This is a genomic window from Paenibacillus sp. y28 (assembly GCF_037137075.1).
Taxonomy (GTDB): Bacteria; Bacillota; Bacilli; order Paenibacillales; family NBRC-103111; genus JBBBNV01.
Genome location: NZ_JBBBNV010000002.1, coordinates 247,047 through 269,197, shown reverse-complemented (window position 1 = coordinate 269,197; position 22,151 = coordinate 247,047). Strand labels below are relative to the sequence as shown.

Genomic DNA, 22,151 nt, shown 5'->3' with positions numbered 1-22,151 from the left:
ATTTGGGTGGTACCACGAACGCAATCGTCCCAGCACGGGAGGAGTGCGTTTTTTTGTGTTTCACTTAAGTCACACACTATCATTTGGAAGAAGGAGATGTGGTTTCATGCGACAAAGCAACCTGCTGCTGCCTACGCTTCGTGAAACACCGGCCGATGCGGAAGCCGTCAGCCATCAGCTGCTGCTTCGAGCCGGATTTATCCGCCAGCTCGCCTCGGGAGTATACACCTATCTGCCTCTGGGACTCAAGGTGCTTCATCACATTCAAGCCGTAATCCGGGAGGAAATGGACGCTATCGGCGGCCAGCAGGTACTGCTGCCTGCGCTGCAGCCCCTTGATTTGTGGGAGCAATCCGGGCGGATGCATGCCTATGGTCCGGAGTTAATCCGTCTGACTGACCGGAACAGCCGCGAGTTCGTGCTTGGTCCGACGCATGAAGAGGTAATTACGCATCTAGCCGCGCAGGAGTTAACCTCCTACCGCAAGCTTCCGGTGCTGCTTTATCAGATGCAGACCAAGTTCCGGGATGAACGCCGGCCGCGCTTCGGCCTGCTGCGCTGCCGTGAGTTTCTGATGAAGGATGCTTATTCGTTCCATGATCAGCCGGACAGTCTGCAGCAAACCTACGCGGCGGTTTTCGAGGCATACCGCCGTATTTTCACAAGATTGGGGCTGCGGTTTCAAGCGGTCGAAGCCGATGCCGGAGCGATTGGCGGCAAGGGCGGATCCCATGAATTTATGGCTCTGGCCGACTCCGGCGAAGATACGGTTGTAGTTTGCTCCGGCTGCGATTATGCCGCCAATCTGGAAAAAGCGGAATTCGCCTTCTCCGGCTCATCGGACCTGCTTCCGGAGCAAACGCCGCAGCCCCGCCAAGTGCATACGCCTGACATGAAGAGCATTGAGGAGCTGGAGCGGTTTCTGGGCATCTCAGCCGGCCAAATCATCAAAACCATGATCTACCTGGCGGATGAAAAGCCGGTAGCCGTTTGCGTACGGGGCGACCATGAGGTGAATGAGACAAAGGTTAAAAGCGCACTAGGCGCGGCCCGCCTCGAGCTTGCCGATCCGGGCGCCATCGAAAGCCTTGTCGGTATCGGTGCAGGCTTCCTCGGTCCGGCAGGACTTTCCATTCCGGTTTTGCTTGATCGTCACGCCGCCGCTATGCCCGAAGCGGTAACCGGAGGCAACGCGGTTGATACCCATTTGGAGCATGTCGTGCCCGGCCGGGATTTTACCGCGGCATCCACCGGGGATTTCATCATGGCTAGAGCCAATGATCCTTGTCCGCGCTGCGGCGCTCCACTGACCACCACCACGGGAATCGAAATCGGGCATATTTTCAAGCTGGGCACAAAATACAGCCATGTTATGAAAGCCCTCGCTGTAACAGAGCACGGTCATTCGGAGCCGGTAATAATGGGCTGCTATGGCATCGGAGTCTCCCGGCTGCTGGCCGCTATTATCGAGCAGCATCATGATGAGCTGGGCATGGTTTGGCCGAAGCAGGCTTCTCCTTATCAGGTACATCTGATTGCCGTAAGCACCCGGGACACCCTGCAGCGGCAAGCTGCGGAAGCCCTCTATGAGCAGATGAGGCAGTCCGGTATCGATGTATTGTTTGACGACAGGGAGGAACGGCCCGGGGTCAAATTCAAGGACGCCGATCTTATCGGCATTCCTTATCAGGTTATCATCGGCAAGGCCGCTCAGGAAGGGCTCGTGGAATGGAAGGAACGGGAGGGCTTCCGTTCACATGTAACGGTAGACGGACTCCTTGCACATGTAAAGGAGAAGCTGTCGCAGCCATAAGACTGCACCTTGTTGAACAGCACTCTTGAAACAAGCTTGGGGCTTCCATTTAAGTTGAACGAAGAACCATCAGTGATCGGAAGACCATATCGCCCGACAGCCCTTTCTAAAATCAATTGTTCGACTTCAATAGACAAAATCAAACTCAGCCGGGTTATCCCCGGCTGAGTTTGATTTTGAGCCTGATTCAACAGCTATGTACTTGCTTCCAAAAGCCTCCGGCAGCGGGCGGCGTTTAACTCCCCCCGTGAGGCTTGCTTCGCCCGAACAAGCGCAGCAACATGTTGAGCACCGGCTTGCCCCCCTTCACTGCGCCGACCAGCTCCGCGCCGGCCTGAACAACCAGCACCACGAGGAGTAAAATAAGCAGCTTCCCAATGAGCGGCGCTTTGGCGAGTACGATGGCGCTCACGCCGAAAAATAAAGCGACGGCATACATGATGAGCACCGTGCTGCGCATACTGAAGCCGAGGTTCATCAAATTATGATGGATATGCCCTTTATCCGCGCGGAAAATCGGCACCTTGTTCATCCAGCGGCGTATCGTCGCCAGCAGCGTGTCCGAGAGCGGCACGCCCAGAATGACCATCGGAGCGATAAACGAAAGCAGCGTAATTTGCTTGAAGCCGAACACCGATAGGGAAGCCAGCATAAACCCGAGAAACAACGAGCCCGAATCACCCATAAACAGCTTGGCCGGATAAAAGTTAAACGGCAGAAAGCCAAGAATGCTGCCGAGCAGTATCGCGCACACCAGCACGACTACCCAATTGCCCATAAAAAGCGCCATGACCAGAATAGAGCCTGTAGCAATAGCCGAAACGCCGGCTGCCAGCCCGTCCAGGCCGTCAATATAATTCATTGCGTTAGATACGCCCACAATCCAAACAACAGTCAGCGGGACAGCAAGCCACTCCGTCCAGCCTTCCAAACCGAACCAGCTGCTTCCGAACGGGTTGGTGAACACCTCAATCCTGACGTCAAACAGGACAACAATACCCGCCGCCACCATTTGACCGAGCAGCTTCCGGCTTGGCTTTAGCGCAAAGCGGTCATCCAGCACTCCGACCAGCTCCACTACGGCCGCCCCGAGCACAATGCCGACAAAGGGCTTTATCGGCAGCTCCACAAACGGAGCCATTGCCGCGAACACCGCGACAAAGGAAATGAACATCGCCAGCCCGCCCATTTGCGGCATCACGGTACGATGCATTGAACGGTGATTGGGCACCGCTACGGACCCAAACCAGAGGGAGATGCGTTTGACCCAGGGCGTGATGAGCAGCGCGAGCAGCAAGCTGGCGATGAAACCGATAACGACCAACTTCATCATAATAGGGCCTCCTGTGCAGAAAAAATAAGAACCTTGTCAAGCCGCTGCTTGACAACAAGTGCCAGATTTTTCTGTCATTTTCCCTATCATACCATAATTCACCACGAGATTCATAGAATCGCCCTGTTCCCGCAATCTGATAATCCAGTGATAGCCGGGTGATAAAACTTCTCGCCGCGCAGCCTGTACTTCGATGAAATCGAAGCGGACAACGCCCTTCGGCCAATCCGGGACTAGTCTCCGCCGCCCCCGCATCCGCTGCTGCAGGAGGAGCCTCCACCGCAGCTGGAGCCGGAGGAATCCGATCCCCCACCACTGTCCGATCCGCCGCTTCCCCCGCCGTCCTCGCTGCGGTGCCATGGCTCCTGCTCTCCGCCGGAGCAGGCGGTGCCTGAGGAGCATCCGCTGTTATTCTTTTCCCGCTGCTGCTCTTCCTCAGGCAGCATCTGCCCCATCTCTTCCTCAAACTCAGAGGCATTCCCGTTACTCCATAAGGAATACATCAGAAAAGGTGCCGTAAGCAGCGCATATTGCCCGATCGGGCTTGTAGAGCCGGTATCCCCGGCTCCGGCTTCCTGCCGGTACGGCCTGCTGTTGAAGCTGTCGCGGCCGCGCCGCCCCTCGGCAATCTGGGCCTTCGCCGCAGAGATTATGCGGCCAATCGACAGGCCGACCTCCGGCAGCAGCTTCGGCGTCTGGCTGTTAAACAGCTCCGCCCGCAGCTCCTCTTCACTAAGCTCCTCCAGCATCGACAGCTGCTCCGGCGGCAGCGGGTATCGGAAGAAGCCTCCCCATATCCAGGAGCTGTAAGGCGTCGGTTCAAAAAGCTGACAGTACATCCAGTCGAACCAGGCCCGCGCGCCCGGCATCGGCACAGTCTCCGCTCCGGCTTCCGGCGCATGGTGAATCAGATGACCGGTAAAGCTCTCGCAAAACCGCTGGTATTCCCGGGTAAACATCAGCATTTCGTGCCACGCCCGGTCCACCTGCTCACTGAACATGGGCACGCGGCGCAGCACTGCGGTCATCAGCAAATACCGCTGCAGCTCCAGCCAGGTCCAGTCCCACTGGGCATCATTCATCCCCGGGTGCTCCCGCATCACGCGCAGCTTTATTTGCTCCGCGTAGCCCGCTCCCAGCGCCGCAGACAGCCGTTCCGCCAACCGCTCAAGGCCGAATTCCGTCCGTAATCCGAGCGAAGGCGGCAGCGCTCCTGCTTCCCATACGGGCGGAGCCGGCCGGCCTGCTCTCGAGCCAGGTACAGGCTGCCCGCTCCGGGAGCGGCCTGATCTGGAGCCGGAGGCTTTTCCGATACTAATTCCTACGATGATGATTAGCAAAATCAGGATAATCATCCCTTCCATCGATTCCCCTCCTTTTTGACCATTATATTCCATCATGAGCGGATTCCGCCAGGCTGCCTTCCATAAACGTGCAGTAAAAAACAAGCCCTCTGTACCCGGACAAGGCACAAAGAGCTTCCTATTTCTTAATATACTTCCGGGCTTTCTCGATCGCTTCCTCTTCCGTCGGGGCTGTTACATAACGGCCGTTAATAAAAATAAAAGCCCCCCGCGCGCAAGGGCCGCAGTACGATTTGCATCCAACCTTAATTTCCGTTCCTGGCACAAGGCTCTCCAGCTTCGGCAGCATCGTCTTCAGTCGGATATGCTTGCATTTATCGCAAATGCGAATGTCATTGGTAGCCATTGGCTTAGTGGTCGCCGTGGTTGCCTTTGCTTGCGTTGGTGATAACAAAGCCTTCCTCCGGTCCATACAAGTAATCGATTTTTACGCCGTCCAGAAGCGGCTCGTTTTTGTCCAGAAGCACTTCGATGTCTCTTTCTGTAACGACAATATCATTTTCGTTCTGATCGTCCAGCCCGATGGTATAGTGGGCGTGATCCCCATGCACGTGGCCGATGCCTACCCGCACCTTCAGGCCTTTGTTCTCTTCATTATTAATTTCCGCCAGCAGCACCTTTGCCGCGTTGCGCGTAATTCTTATGTTCATCTGGATTCATCTCCTGTTCATACTTGCTTACGTTATTTTACAATGCAGGCTGTATGCACGTCAAATGCTTGTCTTTCCTCTTCCATTTCATTAGTATGGAAAGTAGTGCCACTATTTTTCTGAAACAGGGGGACCTCGATGCTTTCTTTCTACAAGAAGTATTACAAAACCGTGTTCGACATCGCGCTCATGGTGCTGACGGTATACTTGTTTATGCTGCTGTTCAGCTATCTGTACCGCATCGCGACACCGATATTTTTGGCGTTCGTCATCTTCGCCATTATTGAACCGCTCGCCAAGTTCCTGCACCGCCGCGGCATGAAGAAATCCATTGCAACGGGACTGTCTACCCTGCTCTTTATTCTCGTGATAAGCGGCATTTTTGTCGGGGCCGGCGTTATATTCGCCGTACAGATTCAGCAGCTGGCGCTGCGCATTCCGGAGTATGCCCATTTGTTCTCCGAGAAAATCTTGGAGCTGTCCCCGCTGGTCCTGAGCAAGATCGAAACGCTGGACCCGGGACTGATGGAAAAAGCCCAGGAATACACCACGCTCATCACACAAAAAGCAACCGCCCTTGTAACCGGGTTTCTCGGGTACGTATTTACGATGCTCAGCTCGTTCTCCACGTTTGTCGTCAACTTCGTCATCGGGATTATTCTGGCTTATTTTCTAAGCATCGAAATTGATACCTGGAAGCGGCTGGCCGAGGGCAAGACGCCCCGGACGTTCAAAACCGCCTTCTACTTCCTGCGGGACAACGTCCTGATCGGAATCGTCAGCTACCTGAAAGCCCAGGCGAAGCTGGTCAGCCTCACCTTTATGCTGATTTTCGTCACGCTTGTGCTGCTTGGTGTCAAAAATGCTTTTGCGGTCGCGCTGCTCTCCGCCGTGTTTGATGTCCTGCCGCTGCTTGGCGTATCCACGGTATTCATTCCGTGGATTGTGTACCTGTTCATCGTCAAGCAGACGTACCTGGCGATTTGGCTGACTGTGCTCCTCGGCGTCGTTATTTTGACCCGGCAAATTATGGAGCCCAAAATTACCGGCGACTCCCTCGGCGTATCGGCCTTCACGATGCTTGCCTTCATGATCGTTTCGCTTTCCTTGTTCGGCGTGGCGGGACTGATCTTGTCCCCAATCCTCATCATCCTCATCAAGGCGCTGTATGAGCAGGGCTATCTCGAAAGATGGATACGCAAGCCGGAGGATGAGTACACGGATACCTGAGCCGTCATCGGCGACAACCCTTCAAAGCCCTGCACCGGACAAACACGCTGCCAATGAAGCTGCTGTGTCCCGGATGCAGGGCTTTATTCGGATCGTTCATCGGCGATCGGCGAGCAATCAGCCGCCTAAACCGTATCCGCCCCTTTGGGCGGAAAGCTTGGCGGTTGGCGGAACACACTGAAGGGCCTCCCGCCATGCATTCCGGCGGCGGCTTTCACGGTTCACCGGCCTTGCAAGCATCATGCCGTACACGGGGCCTAACAAAAGCACGGTATGAACCAGGCAAGCCATGCTAGTCCCGGGTCAGTCTGCCGTCTCCGGTAATCGGAATCGGGTCCCCCAGAAATTGGGGCTTCGGCCGAAGTACGGAGGCAAGCAGCAAATCCTTGTTTCTCGCCGCGATTTCCCGCAGCTCATATTTCTGCATGACGATACCGTAATCATGCCGATCGGCAGCGACACCGTATGCCTCAATCCCGAGCTGGCGGGCGATGAACAGAGCGCGCAGCAGATGATATTCCTGCGTAACGATAATCGCTTTTTTGACCCGAAACACCTCCCGGGCCCGGTACATGCTGTCATAGGTATTAAACCCGGCATGATCCATAAACACATGCGCGCTCTCTACCCCCTGCTGCTCGGCGTATTCCCGCATCGTATTGACCTCATCGTACTCCTTGCGGCCGTGATCCCCGCTCATGAGAAGCCTTTTGGCCTTGCCGAGGCCGTACAGCTGTACCGCCGTATCGACCCGGTCCTGCAGCATCATGGACATGCTCCCGTCCGGACGCACATACGCGCCGAGCACAATAATCGCATCTGCTTGGGGGGCCTGATCCAGCCCGACTACATAGCTTTTTCCCGTGGAACGGACAAGCCCGTCATTCGTCAAAACAAGGCACAGCCCCAGAAGCACTGTCAGCAGTGACGCAAGCAGCCTTTTTCGTATTCTCTTCCGCTTGCAGGGCTGGGCCAGCTCTTCCCTTACGCCCAAAATTCGTCTCTCCATCCTTCCCGTTCCCCCCGTTAAACCTCATAACCCAGCAGCCAATCCAGCGCCTTGATAGACATTTGTGAAGGCAGCAGACGAAGCAGGCTGTTCCGGGCATATAGAGCCGCCGGATGCTCCAGCTGCACCATTCTGGCCATTCTTCTGGACCGTTCGGCTACCTTGGCGGTACGGGCACGCCGTCTATGTTCATACTCCGCCAGCGCGGCTGGCAAATTCCCGGGGAGCGCCAATAGCAGGTCCGCCAGCACCCACGCATCCTCCAGCGCCTGTGCGCCGCCCTGTCCCAAATTCGGGAGCATCGGATGAGCCGCATCGCCAAGCAGCACGACCCGTCCTGCGGAGCAATACGGCAGAGGCTTCATATCAAAAATATCGTGAGCCAGCACGGCCTCCTCCGGCGTACTTTCCACTACAGCCTCAATCGGCTCGCACCAGCCGCGAAAATGGCGGAGCGTCTCGGCTTTACGCCCTTCTGGCGCAGCCTGCAGCCCTTGAGGGGCATTGATTGCCGCAAACCAGAAGATGCGGTCGTTGCCCAGATGGGAAAAGCCAAACCGTTTGCCTGGGCCCCAGGCTTCAAAGCCCCCGCCAAGCTCCACCGGATAACGCGAATCCCGGAAATGGGCAATGCCTCTTCGCGCCGTGTAACCGGAATACCGCAGGGGAGGATCGCCTGCAAGCTGTGAACGAACCTTGGAATGAATCCCGTCCGCCCCGACCAGCAGCGCCCCCTCGGCTTGTTCTCCGCCAGCAAACGAAGCCGTGACAGCGTCAGGCCCTTCCTGATAATGAAGGAATCGTTTATCGAGCCGGATTGTCCCTGGCTCCAGCCCCTTCAGCAGAATGCGGTGGAGCTCGGCGCGGTGGATGAGATAGCTGTAGGTGCCGTAACGGTCCGCCTGCTCGTGAACAGGCAGCCGCATCACCGGCTTGCCGTCCCATGAGCGAATCTCTGCGCTGCGCACGGCCGCCCCGGAAGCGCGGACCTGCCCCGCCAGGCCCAGCTTCTCCAGCACCTTCAGCGCATTGGCGGCCAGTACAATGCCCGCGCCCCGTTCTTCATGCACAGCGGACCGCTCATATATCGTTACTTGCCGCCCTCCCCGCTGCAGGGCGTTAGCCAACGCCAGCCCGGCGATTCCCCCGCCGACAATCATAATTTGACCGGAAGAAGCACCCGAGCTGCCCTGCTCCGGCTGCCCGCTTTTCATCGAAAGTTGTTTCTGCTGAACTGGATGCATTTCGATTCCTCCGTATGTATACGACTCACGTTCATTGCTCAGCGGTAACAAACACATCCCCTTGTTGCCTAAGCCCGGTTCCCGTTCTTGAACCGCTTTCATCCGGTCGGTCACAGCGTCGATTTCGGCGCGCTCAATCCGGCGGGCTAAATCAGGGCTTAGCAGCGGATGCATCATTTGGAATTGTCCTTTCCTGTGTGCAGCCGCAGGTGCCTAGCTTCGCTTTTCAGTAAAGCATACACCCCGGCATCCACGAAACGGTGTTTTTCATAAAAATAGCTGCGAAGCAATCCTTCTTCTGTAAAATTCAGACGAAGAAGTACGTTCCGGGAGCGACTGTGCCCCGGATCAATCAGCGCCTCGATGCGGTTAAGCGCGAGCTCTTCGAACCCATATTGTATCATTTCCTGAAGCGCCTCGGTCATCATGCCCTGTCCCCAGCCTGCCGCTTTGCAGACAGACCCTCTTGTCTACTCGCTATGACCCTCCGGCCGATGAGAAGAGCACTCCGGTTTCACCTGTTCCAAAAACCATTCAAACAGAGCCGGATCGCGGTAAACCGCATCCATGATCGGATGTTTCAACTCAGGCAGCAGGGTACAACGGACATTTTTCCCTGCGAGCTGTAATGCCGCCACCACGTCTTGTGTCCGCTGAACCGGCACCACATCATCCGCTTCTCCGTGAAAAGTCCAGATCGGCATATCGCCAAATAAAGACGCTCGATCGGCGTCATAATAACCGGCTAGCGGCGCCGCCGCGGCAAACCGGTCGGAAGCATAGTCCGCTAGATCCCACACGCCGTTTCCGCCCATGCTGAACCCGGTAAGCAGCACTTGCTTGGCATCTGTCCTGTAGTGCTGCTGCACACTATCCAGCAGAGCCAGCACGGAGGCCCGCTCCTTCGGCCAGGAGGACTCCGCCGGGCATTGCGGAACGATGACGACAAAGCCGAAGCCCGGGGTTTCCTCCGCGATACCGAGTAATCCGTATCCGTCTAAATCACCCAGATTAGACCCCCGTTTTTTGATGCCGTGTAAAAATAAAATAACCGGCCATCGTTTCTCCGGCTCCGCTTCATAGTCTATCGGCAAAAACAGCTGATAGCCCAAGGCTCCCTGTCCATCAGCTTCTTGCCTCCCGTAAACCTTCCGTACCGGCATCCCGCGTCCTCCTCCAGCCCCTAATCAATGGAGCCATACTCGTTTTCGCTATAGCTTCGTCTCTCACAAAACTTCTGTCCGGCGAAGCAGCGCCTTCCTCCTCCAGCCCATTCAAGCCTGTCGTTAAATTCTCATTCAAGCTTGACCAAAAGGCAGGCGCATTACATTTGCTGCTGGTACCAGTCCGGCCGAATACGCTCGAAGCCATGATGATCGTCCAGCATCCGGTCGACTTTTGCCATCATCATATCCGTTTCCTCAGGCTTCACCTCGGAAATCCAAACTGCTGAGGAAATCGTACTCATTGCCAAATAAAGCGAATACAGCATCCAGAACTGCTCATCCGGATCCCGTCCCTGATGGTAGCCGCGGATTTGGCCGATGCTGAACGGGACACTGACCTCCGCGCTGAACATTCCCGCCTTCAGAAACTCATGGACCGGATCCCCCCAATCCATCCGGTTGAAATCAATCACTCCGGTAAGACTGCCGTCCCGGACGATCAAATTTCCGACATGAAAATCGTCATGCTGGAACAAATTGGGCCGCCCCTTCATTAATGGAAGATGCCGTTCGATAAACGCGATGACCCGCTCTTCCTGTGTTACTTTGGCGCCGCACATCGGATACCGTTCCATATACCTCCGGTGCTTGCGAAGCTTTCTGTCCTCCCAGGGTGCAATCGATGGAGGCGCTTCGTATTGATGCATGGCAAGCAGCAGCTGCCCGGCCTCCAGGCCGATACGGTACTGCTCCTCCTCGGAGTATAACGGCAGCTGATCAGCTGCATCCTCCCCCTCCAAATAAGTCAGCACCTGATAACCGAAGCCCATATCAGGAACGTGCCCGAGCTCGACGGGTCTGGAGCATTTTACGCCGATTTCGGTCATTTTTTGCAGGATGTCATATTCATTCCGCTTGGCTTGAAGATGGGAGGAAGCAAACGTTTTAAGCAGGTATGGCTCATTATTGACGATAACCTTGTACTTTTTGTCGCTGGAGTACCCTTTATCAATCGGAATAATATCCGTAGCCGCTTGTAAAAAAGGAATGTGCTCTCTGACTGGAAAAATGGTTGTCGGTTCCATAAAAGTCTCCTTTCTGAAAGCTTGCCGGCAGCAAGCAGACGCAGGTTAATTTTACCATAAACCTCCGCGCTCTGCGCAGGGCGTTTCCGAATGTTTGTTGGCAGCCTGCCAGTGTACACAAAGAAGCCGCCAGATTCCTTCTGGCGGCCCGGACCTGCTACTTTATCTCAACATGCCTATATTTCCTTCCCCAGCACTTGCCCATTCAGGCAGATTTCCAGCGTTGTTCCTTCCTGAACGGCAGGGCGGAGCGAATGCAGATCAAAGAGCTGCTCGATATGATGCACTCCCGCCGGGAAGGATCGCCGGTACACCGAATCCGCCACAGAACCGGCAGCTCTGGCGGTCAGCTCCGCTTCGTTGTTGCCATGGAAGAAGCATTCCGCCAAGGCCGGCTTCTGTCCGGATCGGCCCCGGGCCTCCACCTTAACCGCAAACAGCTCTTCCCCAAATCGTACAGCGCCGAAGCTCTGAACCATCAACCGGCGGACAGCCCGGAAGCGAAGCAGCCGGAACACCCCGATGCTTTGAAGCCCGCTGACGAGAGCCGTCGTCAGGCTGGAATCAAAGCAAAGACGGGTGGATACAGAAGGCACGGACAAGGTCCGGGCCAATGTTTGCTGGTCGGAGAACGGAAAGCGGTAGGCCGTGCTTTGCCCGAGAGCGCCGCCAAAATCTGCGGTTTTCCTGTCCGTGAAGCTCTGTACCCGCTTCGTCCGGCCGCCTTCCGTTACGTCAAAGCTGGAATTCAAATGGTCGATCGTCCATTCCATCGCTGCTTTCCCATGCTGATCCCCGAGCCCGAGCATAATGAAGATATCGATTGCCTCCGTCTCATCCAGCAGCTTCGAGGCCTGAGCGGCCATCAGATTCGTCATACCCGGCGCTAGACCAACACTAAGCACCGCCGTCGCGCCGTTAGCCCGTGCTGCAGATTGCAGGCCTTCGACCCGGGCCAAAAAATCGCCCTTCGCTGAAATATCCACATAATGCGTTCCCCGCTCCAGGCAGGCCTGAACGAACGCCGTGTCGTGCTGATCCAGGCACATGACCACCAGCTTGGCGCTGTCCAGCACCTGCAGCCCGGACGGTTCGGTAATGTCCACCTGCAGCGGCAGGACCCGCCCTTCTGTTTCCCCGCAAAATCGGACGGCCCGCTCCAGACTTCTTCCGGCCGCATATACCTTCCCGGGATAACGGTCGCCCAGGAACCGGCAAATCGTTTGGCCCACGCGGCCATAGCCGCCAACAACAAGAATATGGTCCTTCATCACCGCGCCTGCTTCCTTCCTGCCTTCCTTCCGCTAGGCCTTCACGGCAAACCAGGCGTCAATTAAATAAGCGCCGAAAAAGCACGAGATTTGTGAGAATCCCGCCTCCGTCAACAAATCAACCACAACGGCGGGAGGAACCGGATCGGATTCATTTCCGATGGATGCGGCAAACCGCTCCCAATCCTGCAGCGGAATGCCATTGTCCAGCATGTGGCTTTTCCAGGCTTGCATCTGGCTTGAGAAGGCCGGGGATTCGGGGTCCCCGTTAATCGACGCGACAAAGACAGGCGCACCCGGCTTCAAGCGTTCGGCGATTCCGCGCAGCAGCTTTTGTTTGGCCTCCGTCCCCTTTACAAAATGAAGCACCAGCAGGCAGGTGGCAGCATCATATGAAGGCTGCTCAGGCAAACGATCGACGGTTCCCTCGATATAGGTTACCCGATCCCCGGGCAGTGCCTGCTCCACACGCTGCTTGGCCAGGTCCAGCATCCGGGAGGATGGATCAAGCCCCGTAAACGTCCAATGCGCATGCCTTCTCCCCAGTGTGACCAGCTCCTGTCCGCCGCCTGCGCCCACCACCAGCACGCGGGCAGACTCTCCAGTATGCTTTAGCAGCGAGGTAAGCAGCCGAGCGGTCATATCATACAGCAGCAGATATCCGGGTATTTTGCGTGAAATCGTCTGTTCATACCGGCTGACATCCGGATGGTCCCAGCTCATACGTGAATTCGGTTGATTCATAGCTGATTGCTCCATTCTTTTAAAAAGTGGCCGTTCCCCTGGTCATCTGCGCCAGCCGCAGACGATCCGCTTCGCTGAAATAAGGTCCGCCTTCCTCCCTCGCCGCTGCCACATCGAGCACAACTTCAACAGGGGAGCCGCCCAGGACAACAATACGGGTCCCCAGCGTCAGCGCCTCCTCCAGATCGTGGGTGACCAGCAGCACTGTCGGCCTGCCGCTATGATGCAAACGCAGCAGCAGCGCATACATCTCCTGACGCGAAGCCATATCCAGGCTTTGAAAAGGCTCATCCATCACGAGCAGATCCGGCTCGGCGGCAAAAGCGCGGACAACCGCGGCCCGCTGCCGCATGCCGCCGCTCAGCTGCTGCGGGTAATCGCCCGCTGCCTGCGCCAGGCCTGCTGCATCTAATAGTGCGCGGGCCTGCTGCTGCGCTTCCCTGCGTTTGGGCTGATCCAGCACCCAGAGGATGTTGTCCAGCACGGTTTTCCCGGGGAGCAGCCTGGGCTCCTGAAATACCATGCCGGTCCGTGCAGCGCCGGGCCGCCGGATTATGCCTGATGACGGCCGTTCCAGCCCTGCCGCCATACGGAGCATTGTCGTTTTGCCAATACCTGATGCCCCCATGACACACGTGATTTGACCGGGATCCAGGGCGAATGAGAACTCTTTGAATATTTGCCGGCTCCCATACGCTATGGAGATATGTTCGAATCGCATACGTTCCTCGCTCTCTTCCTTGCCAGCCATCCCCGTGCCGCTGCTTCAAGCCCCATGCCCAAAACAGCCACAAGCAGCGTCCATGCCATGACTTCATCCGTCTTCAAATAAATTCTGGCTGTATTCATTGCGGCTCCAATGCCAGTCTGCCCGCTAATCAGCTCGGACATAACGACCGTCTTCCAGCCAGTGCCGAGGTTGACGGTTAAAGCGGCGGACCAAAAGGGCGCGAGGGCAGGAAAATAAATGTCCCGCATTTGCTTGCTTCGGGGCACGCGGAACACCTGGGCCATCTCCAGCATCTCCCGGGAAACCTGCCGTATTCCCTGCACAGAGTTAAAGAAAAATACGGGAAATAACGCCACCGTGACCACCAGCACCTGTGCACCCCCATGGACACCGAACCAAAGAATCGCGAGCAAAATCCAGGAAACCGGAGGAATTGCCTGAAGCAAGCCTACGACGGGCCGGATAAAAGCATAAAGCCTGTCGTAGATACCGCAGCCGATGCCAAGCAAAGTCCCCAGCAGGAAGGACAGCCCGAATCCCGCCGCAAAGCGGAGAAACGAAAGCTCCAGCGGCTTCCATATCCGGCCTTCCGCAAACAGCTTAGCCAGGGTATGCAGCGTTTCAAGAGGGCCCGGAAGAACAACCGAGGGGTAAATTCTCGCTGTTCCCTCCCAAGCGACAATCAGCACCAGATACGTGATCCAGCCGGGCGCCTGCTTACGAGCCGTAGTAGAAGCCGTCATCCGGTAAAGCTCCTCCAATGGAATCAGGGGCGGCTTGCAGCAGAATGTTAAAATAGCGCTCCACTTCCGGCCTTGCCTCTCGGGCATCTTTGAATATCAAGCTAATCTTGGGCATTGCCTCGGCCAGCACCGCTTCAGGAATGCCGAATGCCCCCGCCGCCTGCTTGAGCGCCGCGTCCGGCTGCCGCACCGTTTCCTGCAGCGCCGACCGGTAAAGCTCCTGGAACCGGGCGATTTCGTTCGGATGCGCCTGAGCCCATTTTCGGTTGACGAAAATACCGGTTTGCGGCAAATCCTGTCCGTACATCGTCCGCCATACTTGCTGGAAGTCGGCCACCTCCTTCACACGGCCTTGCTGCTGCAGACGCAGCCCGCTTAATACAGGCTCCGGCAAAACGGCGTGCTTGATCGTCCCCGCAGCCAGCTGCTGAACGATGTCAGGTACCGTGCCGTATGCCAGCTTCACCTTGGCGTCAAGGCTGTTTTCCTTCAGCACAAATTTCGTTATTATTTCCGGCGGGCCGCTTTGGCCGGGAATATGGACCGTTTCATTCGCCAAATCCGCCAGGCTTGCCGTCCCCGGGTCCATAGTGACCAAATACATAGATCCCCATGTATTGACATGAATCAGTTGAAGCGGCAGACCTTTCGCCGCCATATTCGCCCCCACATTCAGTGGCGCGGCAATAAACAGTGCATCCGGGCTTTGAACGCGGGCCAGCAGCTGCTCAATGGTATCCCACGTCTCCACCTTCAGCGATATACCGCTATCCTGCTTCGTCTCCGCCAGCAATGCCGGAATGAGGGAAGGCGCTTTGGGCGACAGCAGCGTTACCTCCTGCAGGCTCTGTTCCTTATTCGCAGCGGCCGCAGGTGCAGCAGCCTCCTTTGTATTTGCAGCACAACCGGTTAACACGGCCAAAGCCATAACACTTATAATTGAGATATAAAGCAAGCAGCGGTGTCCCCATCCCATATTTCCCTTTCCAACTCCTCATCAATCTTATAAAATATCATTAAGAATCATTATCAATTATAAGGATGAGGCACAATAATCAGCCATCCCACAAATATGGGATTTTCATGCCTGAAGCTGCAAAAGAACCTTTGCACGGGAGACGAATATGATCCAATTACAACAGGAAATGCTCAGAAAAAAAGTCACTGCACTCGGGGAGGCCGCCGTCTCTTCGCAGGCGTACCGGACTTCACTCATTGAACTGCTTCGGGAAGGAGTGCCCTTTGCTGCGGCGTGCTGCACAGCCATAGACCCGAACACGCTGCTGTCGACAGGGGCCGCTACAGAAGAAGGAGTCGAAGCGATCCATGCAAAGCTGTTTGAATATGAATACCTTCGTGAGGATTATAATGCCTACGACGATCTGACCCGGAAAGCCGATACCCTAGCGACATTAAGTGCCGCAACGGGAGGATCACTGGAATTAAGCGGCCGGTACCGGGATGTTTTGCAGCCTGCGGGGTTTAAGGATGAATTGCGGGCGGCGCTGGTCATTGAGGGGGCCTGCTGGGGATATCTCACCTTATTCCGCAGGGCGGACCAGCCGTTATTTGATGAGCAAGAGCGCAGCTTTCTGTCCTCGCTTATCCCATGCATCGCCCGCTGCTTACGCAAAACAAGCCTGGCCCTGCCCTTGGAGAAGGCGGACTGGCTTGAGGATGAGCCTGGGATTCTCATGCTTACCGGGCAGCTGGAGATTAGCTCATTCAATGCTACGGCCGAGCAGTGGCTGGCCCGGCTCCGCAAGGCCGAGGGCATCGAAAGCGCCGTTCTTCCGCGTCCGATCCGGGCAGTCTGCTCCCGCGCGTTGTCTGAATCAGCAGAGGGAAAAGACTCCCCTCTGGCTAAGGTTTGTATCCGAATGCCGGAAGGACCGTTTTTGACCATCCGGGCCAGTCTCTTAAACGGATCTGAGCATGGCGTCCAGCTTGCAGTATGGCTTGAGCCGGCCAAGCCGGCCGATATGCTGCCTATCATTACGGAGGCCTATGCCTTGTCGGTTCGCGAGAAGCAAGTGTTAGAGGGGATTATGCGGGGATATTCCACGAAAGAGCTGGCCCGGTCGCTCCATATTACGGCCTACACCGTACAGGATCATCTCAAATCAATCTTTGCCAAAACCGGGGTATCCAGCCGGAGAGATCTCATTTGGCAGCTGCTGTCCAGATTTAGCCTGGAGGCGGAAAGCAAGGGCGTCTAGCCCCCCTCCTAGCCTTGTTATGTAGGTGAACAAATATGGTAAGCCGGAGGCGCTATCCTTAAAAAGTGTGTATCCTGCTTACGCCTATAGGATGACGCAGGACGGGATTAGCCGGGGCAGCTGCAGGCGTGCAGCGGAGGGAAATTTTCAGAAGTATCGCAACCTTCAAATGGAAAAAAAATCGGCCGGGACAGTGAGTGAACACCATCCCGGCCGCAAGCCTTATTTTCACCGCAGCATCTTAGTAGTACGGCGAGATCATAATATACACAAGCACACCGGTGAGACTGACATAAAGCCAAATCGGCATCGTCCACCGGGCAATCCGGCGGTGGCGCTCCACCTGCTTCGTGAAGCCTCGTGTCACCGTAAACAGAGCGAGCGGCACATTCACAGCCGCAAGAACGATGTGGGTAAGCAGAATAAACAAATAGACGCCTTTCCAAAAAGGGTCGCCGCCGAACCGCGTCGGCTCCGTCAGCGAATGATAAATGACATACGACACGAGAAATAACGCCGTCGAACAGAACGCTGCGAGAATAAAGTTCCGGTGCAGCGTTATTTTTTTCTTTTTCACAAAAATGAGCGCCAGCAGCAGGCTAATAAACGTAAAGCAGTTGAAAATGGCATTCAGCAGGGGAAAAATCGTCACATCGAAGCCCAGTGTCCCTTTGTATCCGGGGAGAAAAAACAAAGCTGAAATCAGGCCGATCAGCACGATGGAAAGAATCGTGATTAACGGCGTAAAATTGCGGGGATTGTTCCCTTCCTGATTGCTATGACTTGATTGCATATGTACTCCTCCTGACTTCTCGATCCTTATTGTGCCGTTCCAAGGCTGCTGCATTCATCTTTCTTACGATCATTACCAATGTGCAAGCTTCGTCTATCAATGATTAACCGATAAACACGACAATGCCCTCATCGGTAAATATTTCTGTTAGCCGCTGCGTCAGATTTTGAATCCGCCGCTCCATATGCCCGCTGTCTTCCTCAGCCAAATGAATCTTTGCCCACATCTTTACCCGATCCAGCTCCTCCAGCAGCAGCGGCAATTCATCCTTGCATATATCTACCCCAGGGTCAAACATGGAAATCACCTGCAATTGCAAAGCCTGAATGGCCGGAATCCAGCATCGCATAAAAAAAGACTCCGTTGCAATAGGAACGTACCAGCCGGAGTTCTCCGGCTCCACGATCAATGCTGCGACCGACAATACGACTCCCCCTGTCATAAATCCTGCGGTGTGTATATCGTAACACCCGTCTGTGTTCGGTGCTCAGGCCTGTCAGGTGCCAACGGGGCACCCGCTAGAACGAGTACGTTTCGTCGCTGCATGACTTGATCCGGCCCGTGATTAGAGAGCCGTCACAATCATTCCGCCTTGCACTGGCACGCCTGCATTTCTCCAGTTTGTCCCCTTCAATCCAAGCGTAAACGATTTGTTTTCAAAAGCAAACCCTTCCATATGTCGTTTCTATGAACTCCGCAGTTTGGCCGCCTTCACAGTCCTGGCACGGTTGATATCCTGGTATCTTGTGTAGCATTCATTTCGCTTCAAATGCTGCCTATTCCCTTAATTTAACGGTGTTATCTTCACTTCGGCGGGATTGCCCAGCACATACTCTTTAATAAAATATTGATCCCGCTCGAATACGTCCTGAATGACGGTCTGCCCTGACCTAATCTCATAGGTATCCGGCTCCCCGTCACGGACGATGCCGCATACAATCCAATAGCCGTCACTCAAAATATAGTGTAAGCCTGCATTCGTCTGATTATCGCTCACCGCTGCCGCCAACCGGTTTTCCAGCTTCACCTTATATTTCCCATCACGCTCTTCATACATCACGTAACCGCTGGCTTCCCCCGCGTTTGTAAAATGATAGGAATAAAGCAGCACCTTATTGTGCCCGATGCTTTGCTGTACCTGCAGCTGCACATCCCGTACGTGGCCTTTGCCGCCTGCGTTCTGGACGATCCGGCGAGTAGCATCTGCAGCAAGCTCCTGCTCCGTATACGTCCTGGTCATCCGGTTATAGGCATTATAGGTGAACAAGAGAGTTATCCCGGTCACGATCAAAATAACACCCACGCCTACCCTTAGCTTTGCATGCATACGCTTATTTTCCTCCGTTTTCCTCGCCTTGCGGACCGCTTCAAATCAATTTCTTACTAAATCCGGTTTTGAGCCCTTTGACGAATCCGCTCTTTTCATAAAATGAATGAACCTCGTCCCGCTTCGACCCGGTCATCAGCATAACCTTATAGCAGCCATGTTCCATCGCAATTTCATTTGCTTTGTCCAGAGCCATACGGGCATATCCTCGTTGCCGGAAATCCCGATGTGTGACCACATTCTCGATCAGCCCATATGGTCTTGCACCCCGGGTCAAATTTTTAATGATGGTGAGTACACAAGTAGAGATGACTGCCCCATCTCTCTCCACAACAATAATGTTCATATACTTATCATGGAGAATTTCATCCCAAAGCACTTCAAGATTGGCATCAAAAATCAATTCAGGATCACGCGCATGCAGATGCTTGTACAAATTCAACAATTCACTTAATTCCGACCGACGAATGGTTCGAGCAAAAGCGTTATTCATAAGCTCTCCTTTCTTAGGCATGGCTATAATGGTACGGCTACGAACTTCATTCTTAATCCGCCACTGCTAAAAGAGAGCCGCGCCCGCCATTAAAATTCCGAATCCGGCCATCATTCCCGTTCCTTCTTTGCGATTTTTCAAGGAAAAAGCCTGCAGCAGCACGTCATCCACTTATCATCGTTTACAGCATGTGGTCGACCGACCGCCAGTGCCCGTTCTCGATTCCCGTAACAAGCTCAACGCCCTGTTCCTTCATAAAGGTGCAGGCTTTATGAATATCACGGACAGGAAGATGCCCCTAACGTTACGATGAATTACATTGACACTCACTTGGCACACACTCCCTAGGACAGTATGAATTTCTCCTGTAAAAGAACAAGCACCCTTCCATATATTAACACAAAATCTAGCGGTAAAAATAAAAGAATGGAGATAACGTCGTATCTCCATCTAATAAGTCAACTATATATTCCTTCCCCTTATCGATATTGTCCGGGGTCATATTGCCGGATATCCTCCCCGATTTCCAGCTTACGCCTGTTTACAGCCGATTGGTTCGGAAACCCGCGGCTAACGGCCCGCTATTTCGTAACGGCAAGCATCTGGAACACCTGCCGGCGATCACCGGCCAGCCGGACCTGCTTGGTTTGTAATTGGGACGAGCCGTCCCCATCGAGAAAAATCCCGTCCACCAGCTTACGGTCCCCGAGCTGCTCAACAATAGCCGAACGAAACTGCTCCACCGTACAGCTCGTAGGAGAAACAATCATATACAGCCGATTGGCGCTGTCATATACTAGTCCGGTGCGCATATGTCCGTTGTCATAGCCAGGCATCTCCTGGGCGATCATTTCCTGCCGCCATACCGCCTCATTTCCAAGACTCATACTTACCCCGCCTTGGGCCCAATATTGCTGCTTGTCCCTTACGGCAAGCTCGTCCGCACTTGTTACGATTTGCACGGAGAACCGCCGGTCGCTGCCATCCCACACCAGCGTTCCGCGCGGCAAATGATTCGTAATGCCCGTATTGTACCAGCCTGATCCGTAATCCCCCGGCTCTCCCTTTAACGGCCGGCCGTTGACTACCGCAACACTGAGCAGCGCCCCTTCCCAGAAGAAGCCCCCGTTCACCCCGTAAAATGGAGTCGCGGTTACGTTCGTATCGATTGCCTGGAGACCGACGTGATCGGGGGTCGTTTCAATCGTGTGCAGTTCAACGCCGTTTGAGCTTACCCGTTTGTCATAACGATAATGCTTGGCAATATCATTTTTATCCGCCATCATAGCCGGAATCAGGAACAGCAGCACGATAAAAAGAATTGCAGCCGCACACGCCAGCTTGTACCATAATCGGATCGGACGAAGACGAACGACGATAATCCGCACCATGTCACTCCTCGTAAGCGGGATTTTGGATAACCTACTATACAATACGAAACGTCAGCCGAGATCATTCCTCAAAAGCGAGACTTTGAGATGCAGGATAAAGATAAGGCTAATCATTACGCCGGTCTATTCAGTTATTTTCTTGCATTACTAAACCGGTGTATTCCAAATTCCTCATAACCGGAGGAAACGATCGCTTCACGCAGCGGATAGAGACTCGATGTAAAACGTAATTCAATATTTTTGCCCAGCAGTCGCCCGATTAAGTTATCCATCGCCTCCACCGCGGCCGGCCTGACGGTCTGAACGGAAATGTAGTACCCTGCCGTCCGGTCAAAAAGCTCAAAGCCCGCCTCAGCGAAATGGTATTTATATATCCTTTGCTTGGCGATTGCGGGATACCATTCATTTTCGACGGTGACAATGATGTCCGCGTCCGTATTTTTGAAAAATAATTCGCGGTGCTCCTCACTCGTATTCCGTGTTCTCCGGCACACAATCCGCGGACACTCTCTCGGGAAGTAATAGGTGAATTCCTGCTCCTCATCAATGGCCCACACAACAGCCGGAAAACCAGGCCGGCTCTGAATTTGTTTCGGCACAAAAACCTCAATATCCGGATTCTCGCTAAAATGAAACAGCATTGGCGCACCTCGTTTAAATTGGATCAAGTTCCATCCGGTAGCGGACCTGAACCAATTCCTTTCCTCTTGTAATCACCTTCTCCGTCCCATCACATAGAAGACCAAGGTGTTCATAAAATCTTCTAGCATTTGTATTGTCTTGGAGCACCCACAATGAGACTCTAGCATACCCAATTCTTTCAAACGGGCTATCATGATCTCGGCATGCTCCGATTGCAATACAGCCAGCAACTTGCTTCCCCACCAATAACAATGCGATTTGATGTTGGCCCTCGTATAAAGCACGTTGATAATACTCCTTGCGATTTTCCAGTGTGAATGGATCAGCCCAACGAATCTCAACATCACTCATGTTCTGCATTCATAACCCCGTTTTTTTAAAATAAGTGGACATGATTTGGTCACGCCTTCTCCTCTTTACCAGCCCAAGCTTTCAAACCAGACCGGTTTTTGATGGCTGAACAGAGCGGACTTCATGTAAGAAATCATGTTTTCAGGAAGCTCGTGAAGGGAAAACCACCTGATTTCCTCACATTTATGAGGCTCGGCATTAAACAGCTCCCCTTCCCATTCGTGAACCAGAAGGAAGAAATCCATCCATTCCGTGTGGTACCTGGGATCCCTGCGATGCATAATTCCCGCCACTTCCAGGCCGTTCGGAGGGATCCGAACACCGGCTTCTTCCAAAGCTTCCCGGATGGCCGCTGCCTTCACCTCTTCATTCCCGTCAATCCGTCCCGCCACCAAGCTCCACATACCGTCTTCGAAGCCGGTATTTTGTCTTTTTAATAACAGCACCTGATCTGGCTCCTGCTTAAAAATAAGATTGACCGAGCCGTAAAATATAGGTTTGCTCACGGTATTCTCCTTTTCCTGCTCCATTTAAGTCAGGTACAAGATAATAA

At 54.4% G+C, this 22,151-nt stretch carries 24 protein-coding genes and 1 pseudogene; 3 read left to right on the top strand and 22 right to left on the bottom strand.

Annotated features, from left to right (window positions below):
• Positions 1–106 precede the first annotated feature (106 nt).
• Positions 107–1,813: a proline--tRNA ligase gene (locus tag WBG83_RS04380; RefSeq protein ID WP_336743021.1), complete on the top strand. Its 1,707-nt coding sequence runs from the start codon at positions 107–109 to the stop codon at positions 1,811–1,813.
• A 235-nt stretch (positions 1,814–2,048) separates the two neighbouring features.
• Here the strand turns inward: WBG83_RS04380 and WBG83_RS04375 are convergent, their stop codons facing one another.
• The 4 genes from WBG83_RS04375 to WBG83_RS04360 all read right to left on the bottom strand — a co-directional run bounded on the left by WBG83_RS04375 (position 2,049) and on the right by WBG83_RS04360 (position 5,160).
• Positions 2,049–3,146: an MraY family glycosyltransferase gene (locus WBG83_RS04375; RefSeq protein WP_336743019.1), complete on the bottom strand. Its 1,098-nt coding sequence runs from the start codon at positions 3,144–3,146 to the stop codon at positions 2,049–2,051.
• Positions 3,147–3,379: 233 nt separating this feature from the next.
• Positions 3,380–4,510: a hypothetical protein gene (locus WBG83_RS04370; RefSeq protein ID WP_336743017.1), complete on the bottom strand. Its 1,131-nt coding sequence runs from the start codon at positions 4,508–4,510 to the stop codon at positions 3,380–3,382.
• Positions 4,511–4,628: 118 nt separating this feature from the next.
• A complete protein-coding gene (locus WBG83_RS04365; RefSeq protein ID WP_336743015.1) occupies positions 4,629–4,856 on the bottom strand; it encodes a DUF1450 domain-containing protein in 228 nt (75 codons plus the stop codon).
• 4 nt (positions 4,857–4,860) lie between these two features.
• A complete protein-coding gene (locus tag WBG83_RS04360) occupies positions 4,861–5,160 on the bottom strand; it encodes a HesB/IscA family protein (protein ID WP_336743013.1) in 300 nt (99 codons plus the stop codon).
• A 138-nt stretch (positions 5,161–5,298) separates the two neighbouring features.
• Between WBG83_RS04360 and WBG83_RS04355 the strand changes: the two genes are divergently transcribed.
• Complete coding sequence (locus WBG83_RS04355; RefSeq protein ID WP_336743011.1) at positions 5,299–6,390, top strand: AI-2E family transporter; 1,092 nt, start codon at positions 5,299–5,301, stop codon at positions 6,388–6,390.
• Between the two features lie 292 nt (positions 6,391–6,682).
• Here WBG83_RS04355 and WBG83_RS04350 read toward each other — a convergent pair whose 3' ends face one another.
• The 10 genes and pseudogenes from WBG83_RS04350 to WBG83_RS04305 all read right to left on the bottom strand — a co-directional run bounded on the left by WBG83_RS04350 (position 6,683) and on the right by WBG83_RS04305 (position 15,298).
• Positions 6,683–7,399 carry a SanA/YdcF family protein gene (locus tag WBG83_RS04350; protein ID WP_336743009.1) on the bottom strand — a complete coding sequence of 239 codons (717 nt, stop codon included), beginning with the start codon at positions 7,397–7,399 and terminating at the stop codon, positions 6,683–6,685.
• A gap of 17 nt (positions 7,400–7,416) precedes the next feature.
• Positions 7,417–8,643, bottom strand: a complete 1,227-nt coding sequence (locus tag WBG83_RS04345; RefSeq protein WP_336743007.1) for an FAD-dependent monooxygenase — start codon at positions 8,641–8,643, stop codon at positions 7,417–7,419.
• A gap of 173 nt (positions 8,644–8,816) precedes the next feature.
• Positions 8,817–9,080, bottom strand: a pseudogene (locus tag WBG83_RS04340) (GNAT family N-acetyltransferase); the annotation flags it as partial.
• Between the two features lie 33 nt (positions 9,081–9,113).
• The gene (locus WBG83_RS04335; protein ID WP_336743005.1) at positions 9,114–9,806 is read right to left on the bottom strand and encodes a prolyl oligopeptidase family serine peptidase; all 693 of its coding nucleotides are present in this window, start codon (positions 9,804–9,806) and stop codon (positions 9,114–9,116) included.
• 161 nt (positions 9,807–9,967) lie between these two features.
• Positions 9,968–10,894 (bottom strand): aminoglycoside phosphotransferase family protein, encoded by a 927-nt coding sequence (locus tag WBG83_RS04330; protein WP_336743003.1) that lies wholly within the window; start codon positions 10,892–10,894, stop codon positions 9,968–9,970.
• Positions 10,895–11,070: 176 nt separating this feature from the next.
• Complete coding sequence (locus WBG83_RS04325) at positions 11,071–12,165, bottom strand: saccharopine dehydrogenase family protein (RefSeq protein WP_336743002.1); 1,095 nt, start codon at positions 12,163–12,165, stop codon at positions 11,071–11,073.
• 33 nt (positions 12,166–12,198) lie between these two features.
• On the bottom strand, positions 12,199–12,909 hold the full coding sequence (locus WBG83_RS04320; protein WP_336743001.1) for a class I SAM-dependent methyltransferase: 711 nt from the start codon (positions 12,907–12,909) through the stop codon (positions 12,199–12,201).
• A 19-nt stretch (positions 12,910–12,928) separates the two neighbouring features.
• Positions 12,929–13,630, bottom strand: coding sequence for an ABC transporter ATP-binding protein (locus tag WBG83_RS04315; protein WP_336743000.1), 702 nt, complete (start codon positions 13,628–13,630; stop codon positions 12,929–12,931).
• Entirely contained in the window at positions 13,606–14,382 is a 777-nt protein-coding gene (locus WBG83_RS04310) for an ABC transporter permease (protein ID WP_336742998.1), read from the bottom strand. Before WBG83_RS04310 ends, WBG83_RS04315 begins: the two co-directional genes overlap by 25 nt.
• The gene (locus WBG83_RS04305; protein ID WP_336743120.1) at positions 14,357–15,298 is read right to left on the bottom strand and encodes an ABC transporter substrate-binding protein; all 942 of its coding nucleotides are present in this window, start codon (positions 15,296–15,298) and stop codon (positions 14,357–14,359) included. The genes WBG83_RS04310 and WBG83_RS04305 overlap by 26 nt, the downstream gene beginning before the upstream one ends.
• A gap of 211 nt (positions 15,299–15,509) precedes the next feature.
• Between WBG83_RS04305 and WBG83_RS04300 the strand changes: the two genes are divergently transcribed.
• Positions 15,510–16,601, top strand: a complete 1,092-nt coding sequence (locus WBG83_RS04300; RefSeq protein WP_442955789.1) for a helix-turn-helix transcriptional regulator — start codon at positions 15,510–15,512, stop codon at positions 16,599–16,601.
• A gap of 241 nt (positions 16,602–16,842) precedes the next feature.
• On the opposite strand, the gene WBG83_RS04295 is transcribed toward WBG83_RS04300, so the two are convergent.
• The 8 genes from WBG83_RS04295 to WBG83_RS04260 all read right to left on the bottom strand — a co-directional run bounded on the left by WBG83_RS04295 (position 16,843) and on the right by WBG83_RS04260 (position 22,104).
• Complete coding sequence (locus tag WBG83_RS04295; protein WP_336742994.1) at positions 16,843–17,394, bottom strand: DUF420 domain-containing protein; 552 nt, start codon at positions 17,392–17,394, stop codon at positions 16,843–16,845.
• Between the two features lie 103 nt (positions 17,395–17,497).
• Positions 17,498–17,818, bottom strand: coding sequence for a hypothetical protein (locus WBG83_RS04290; RefSeq protein WP_336742992.1), 321 nt, complete (start codon positions 17,816–17,818; stop codon positions 17,498–17,500).
• A gap of 360 nt (positions 17,819–18,178) precedes the next feature.
• Positions 18,179–18,721 (bottom strand): hypothetical protein, encoded by a 543-nt coding sequence (locus WBG83_RS04285; RefSeq protein ID WP_336742991.1) that lies wholly within the window; start codon positions 18,719–18,721, stop codon positions 18,179–18,181.
• Positions 18,722–18,761: 40 nt separating this feature from the next.
• Positions 18,762–19,214, bottom strand: coding sequence for a GNAT family N-acetyltransferase (locus WBG83_RS04280; RefSeq protein ID WP_336742989.1), 453 nt, complete (start codon positions 19,212–19,214; stop codon positions 18,762–18,764).
• Positions 19,215–19,795: 581 nt separating this feature from the next.
• Positions 19,796–20,605: a phosphodiester glycosidase family protein gene (locus WBG83_RS04275; RefSeq protein WP_336742987.1), complete on the bottom strand. Its 810-nt coding sequence runs from the start codon at positions 20,603–20,605 to the stop codon at positions 19,796–19,798.
• A 131-nt stretch (positions 20,606–20,736) separates the two neighbouring features.
• A complete protein-coding gene (locus tag WBG83_RS04270) occupies positions 20,737–21,246 on the bottom strand; it encodes a DUF6886 family protein (RefSeq protein WP_336742985.1) in 510 nt (169 codons plus the stop codon).
• Between the two features lie 13 nt (positions 21,247–21,259).
• Complete coding sequence (locus tag WBG83_RS04265; protein ID WP_336742982.1) at positions 21,260–21,598, bottom strand: hypothetical protein; 339 nt, start codon at positions 21,596–21,598, stop codon at positions 21,260–21,262.
• A 65-nt stretch (positions 21,599–21,663) separates the two neighbouring features.
• Positions 21,664–22,104 (bottom strand): NUDIX hydrolase, encoded by a 441-nt coding sequence (locus tag WBG83_RS04260; RefSeq protein WP_336742980.1) that lies wholly within the window; start codon positions 22,102–22,104, stop codon positions 21,664–21,666.
• Positions 22,105–22,151: the final 47 nt, after the last annotated feature.

What these genes read in the sequence shown, in the direction of transcription:
- WBG83_RS04320 (WP_336743001.1), bottom strand. Translation starts at nt 12,909, where the DNA reads ATGAATCAACCGAATTCACGTATGAGCTGGGACCATCCGGATGTCAGC.
- WBG83_RS04355 (WP_336743011.1), top strand. Translation starts at nt 5,299, where the DNA reads ATGCTTTCTTTCTACAAGAAGTATTACAAAACCGTGTTCGACATCGCG.
- WBG83_RS04265 (WP_336742982.1), bottom strand. Translation starts at nt 21,598, where the DNA reads ATGAGTGATGTTGAGATTCGTTGGGCTGATCCATTCACACTGGAAAAT.
- WBG83_RS04335 (WP_336743005.1), bottom strand. Translation starts at nt 9,806, where the DNA reads ATGCCGGTACGGAAGGTTTACGGGAGGCAAGAAGCTGATGGACAGGGA.
- WBG83_RS04365 (WP_336743015.1), bottom strand. Translation starts at nt 4,856, where the DNA reads ATGGCTACCAATGACATTCGCATTTGCGATAAATGCAAGCATATCCGA.
- WBG83_RS04285 (WP_336742991.1), bottom strand. Translation starts at nt 18,721, where the DNA reads ATGCATGCAAAGCTAAGGGTAGGCGTGGGTGTTATTTTGATCGTGACC.
- WBG83_RS04375 (WP_336743019.1), bottom strand. Translation starts at nt 3,146, where the DNA reads ATGATGAAGTTGGTCGTTATCGGTTTCATCGCCAGCTTGCTGCTCGCG.
- WBG83_RS04370 (WP_336743017.1), bottom strand. Translation starts at nt 4,510, where the DNA reads ATGGAAGGGATGATTATCCTGATTTTGCTAATCATCATCGTAGGAATT.
- WBG83_RS04295 (WP_336742994.1), bottom strand. Translation starts at nt 17,394, where the DNA reads ATGCAATCAAGTCATAGCAATCAGGAAGGGAACAATCCCCGCAATTTT.
- WBG83_RS04315 (WP_336743000.1), bottom strand. Translation starts at nt 13,630, where the DNA reads ATGCGATTCGAACATATCTCCATAGCGTATGGGAGCCGGCAAATATTC.
- WBG83_RS04330 (WP_336743003.1), bottom strand. Translation starts at nt 10,894, where the DNA reads ATGGAACCGACAACCATTTTTCCAGTCAGAGAGCACATTCCTTTTTTA.
- WBG83_RS04280 (WP_336742989.1), bottom strand. Translation starts at nt 19,214, where the DNA reads ATGAATAACGCTTTTGCTCGAACCATTCGTCGGTCGGAATTAAGTGAA.
- WBG83_RS04360 (WP_336743013.1), bottom strand. Translation starts at nt 5,160, where the DNA reads ATGAACATAAGAATTACGCGCAACGCGGCAAAGGTGCTGCTGGCGGAA.
- WBG83_RS04380 (WP_336743021.1), top strand. Translation starts at nt 107, where the DNA reads ATGCGACAAAGCAACCTGCTGCTGCCTACGCTTCGTGAAACACCGGCC.
- WBG83_RS04270 (WP_336742985.1), bottom strand. Translation starts at nt 21,246, where the DNA reads ATGCTGTTTCATTTTAGCGAGAATCCGGATATTGAGGTTTTTGTGCCG.
- WBG83_RS04275 (WP_336742987.1), bottom strand. Translation starts at nt 20,605, where the DNA reads ATGGTGCGGATTATCGTCGTTCGTCTTCGTCCGATCCGATTATGGTAC.
- WBG83_RS04350 (WP_336743009.1), bottom strand. Translation starts at nt 7,399, where the DNA reads ATGGAGAGACGAATTTTGGGCGTAAGGGAAGAGCTGGCCCAGCCCTGC.
- WBG83_RS04310 (WP_336742998.1), bottom strand. Translation starts at nt 14,382, where the DNA reads ATGACGGCTTCTACTACGGCTCGTAAGCAGGCGCCCGGCTGGATCACG.
- WBG83_RS04325 (WP_336743002.1), bottom strand. Translation starts at nt 12,165, where the DNA reads ATGAAGGACCATATTCTTGTTGTTGGCGGCTATGGCCGCGTGGGCCAA.
- WBG83_RS04345 (WP_336743007.1), bottom strand. Translation starts at nt 8,643, where the DNA reads ATGCATCCAGTTCAGCAGAAACAACTTTCGATGAAAAGCGGGCAGCCG.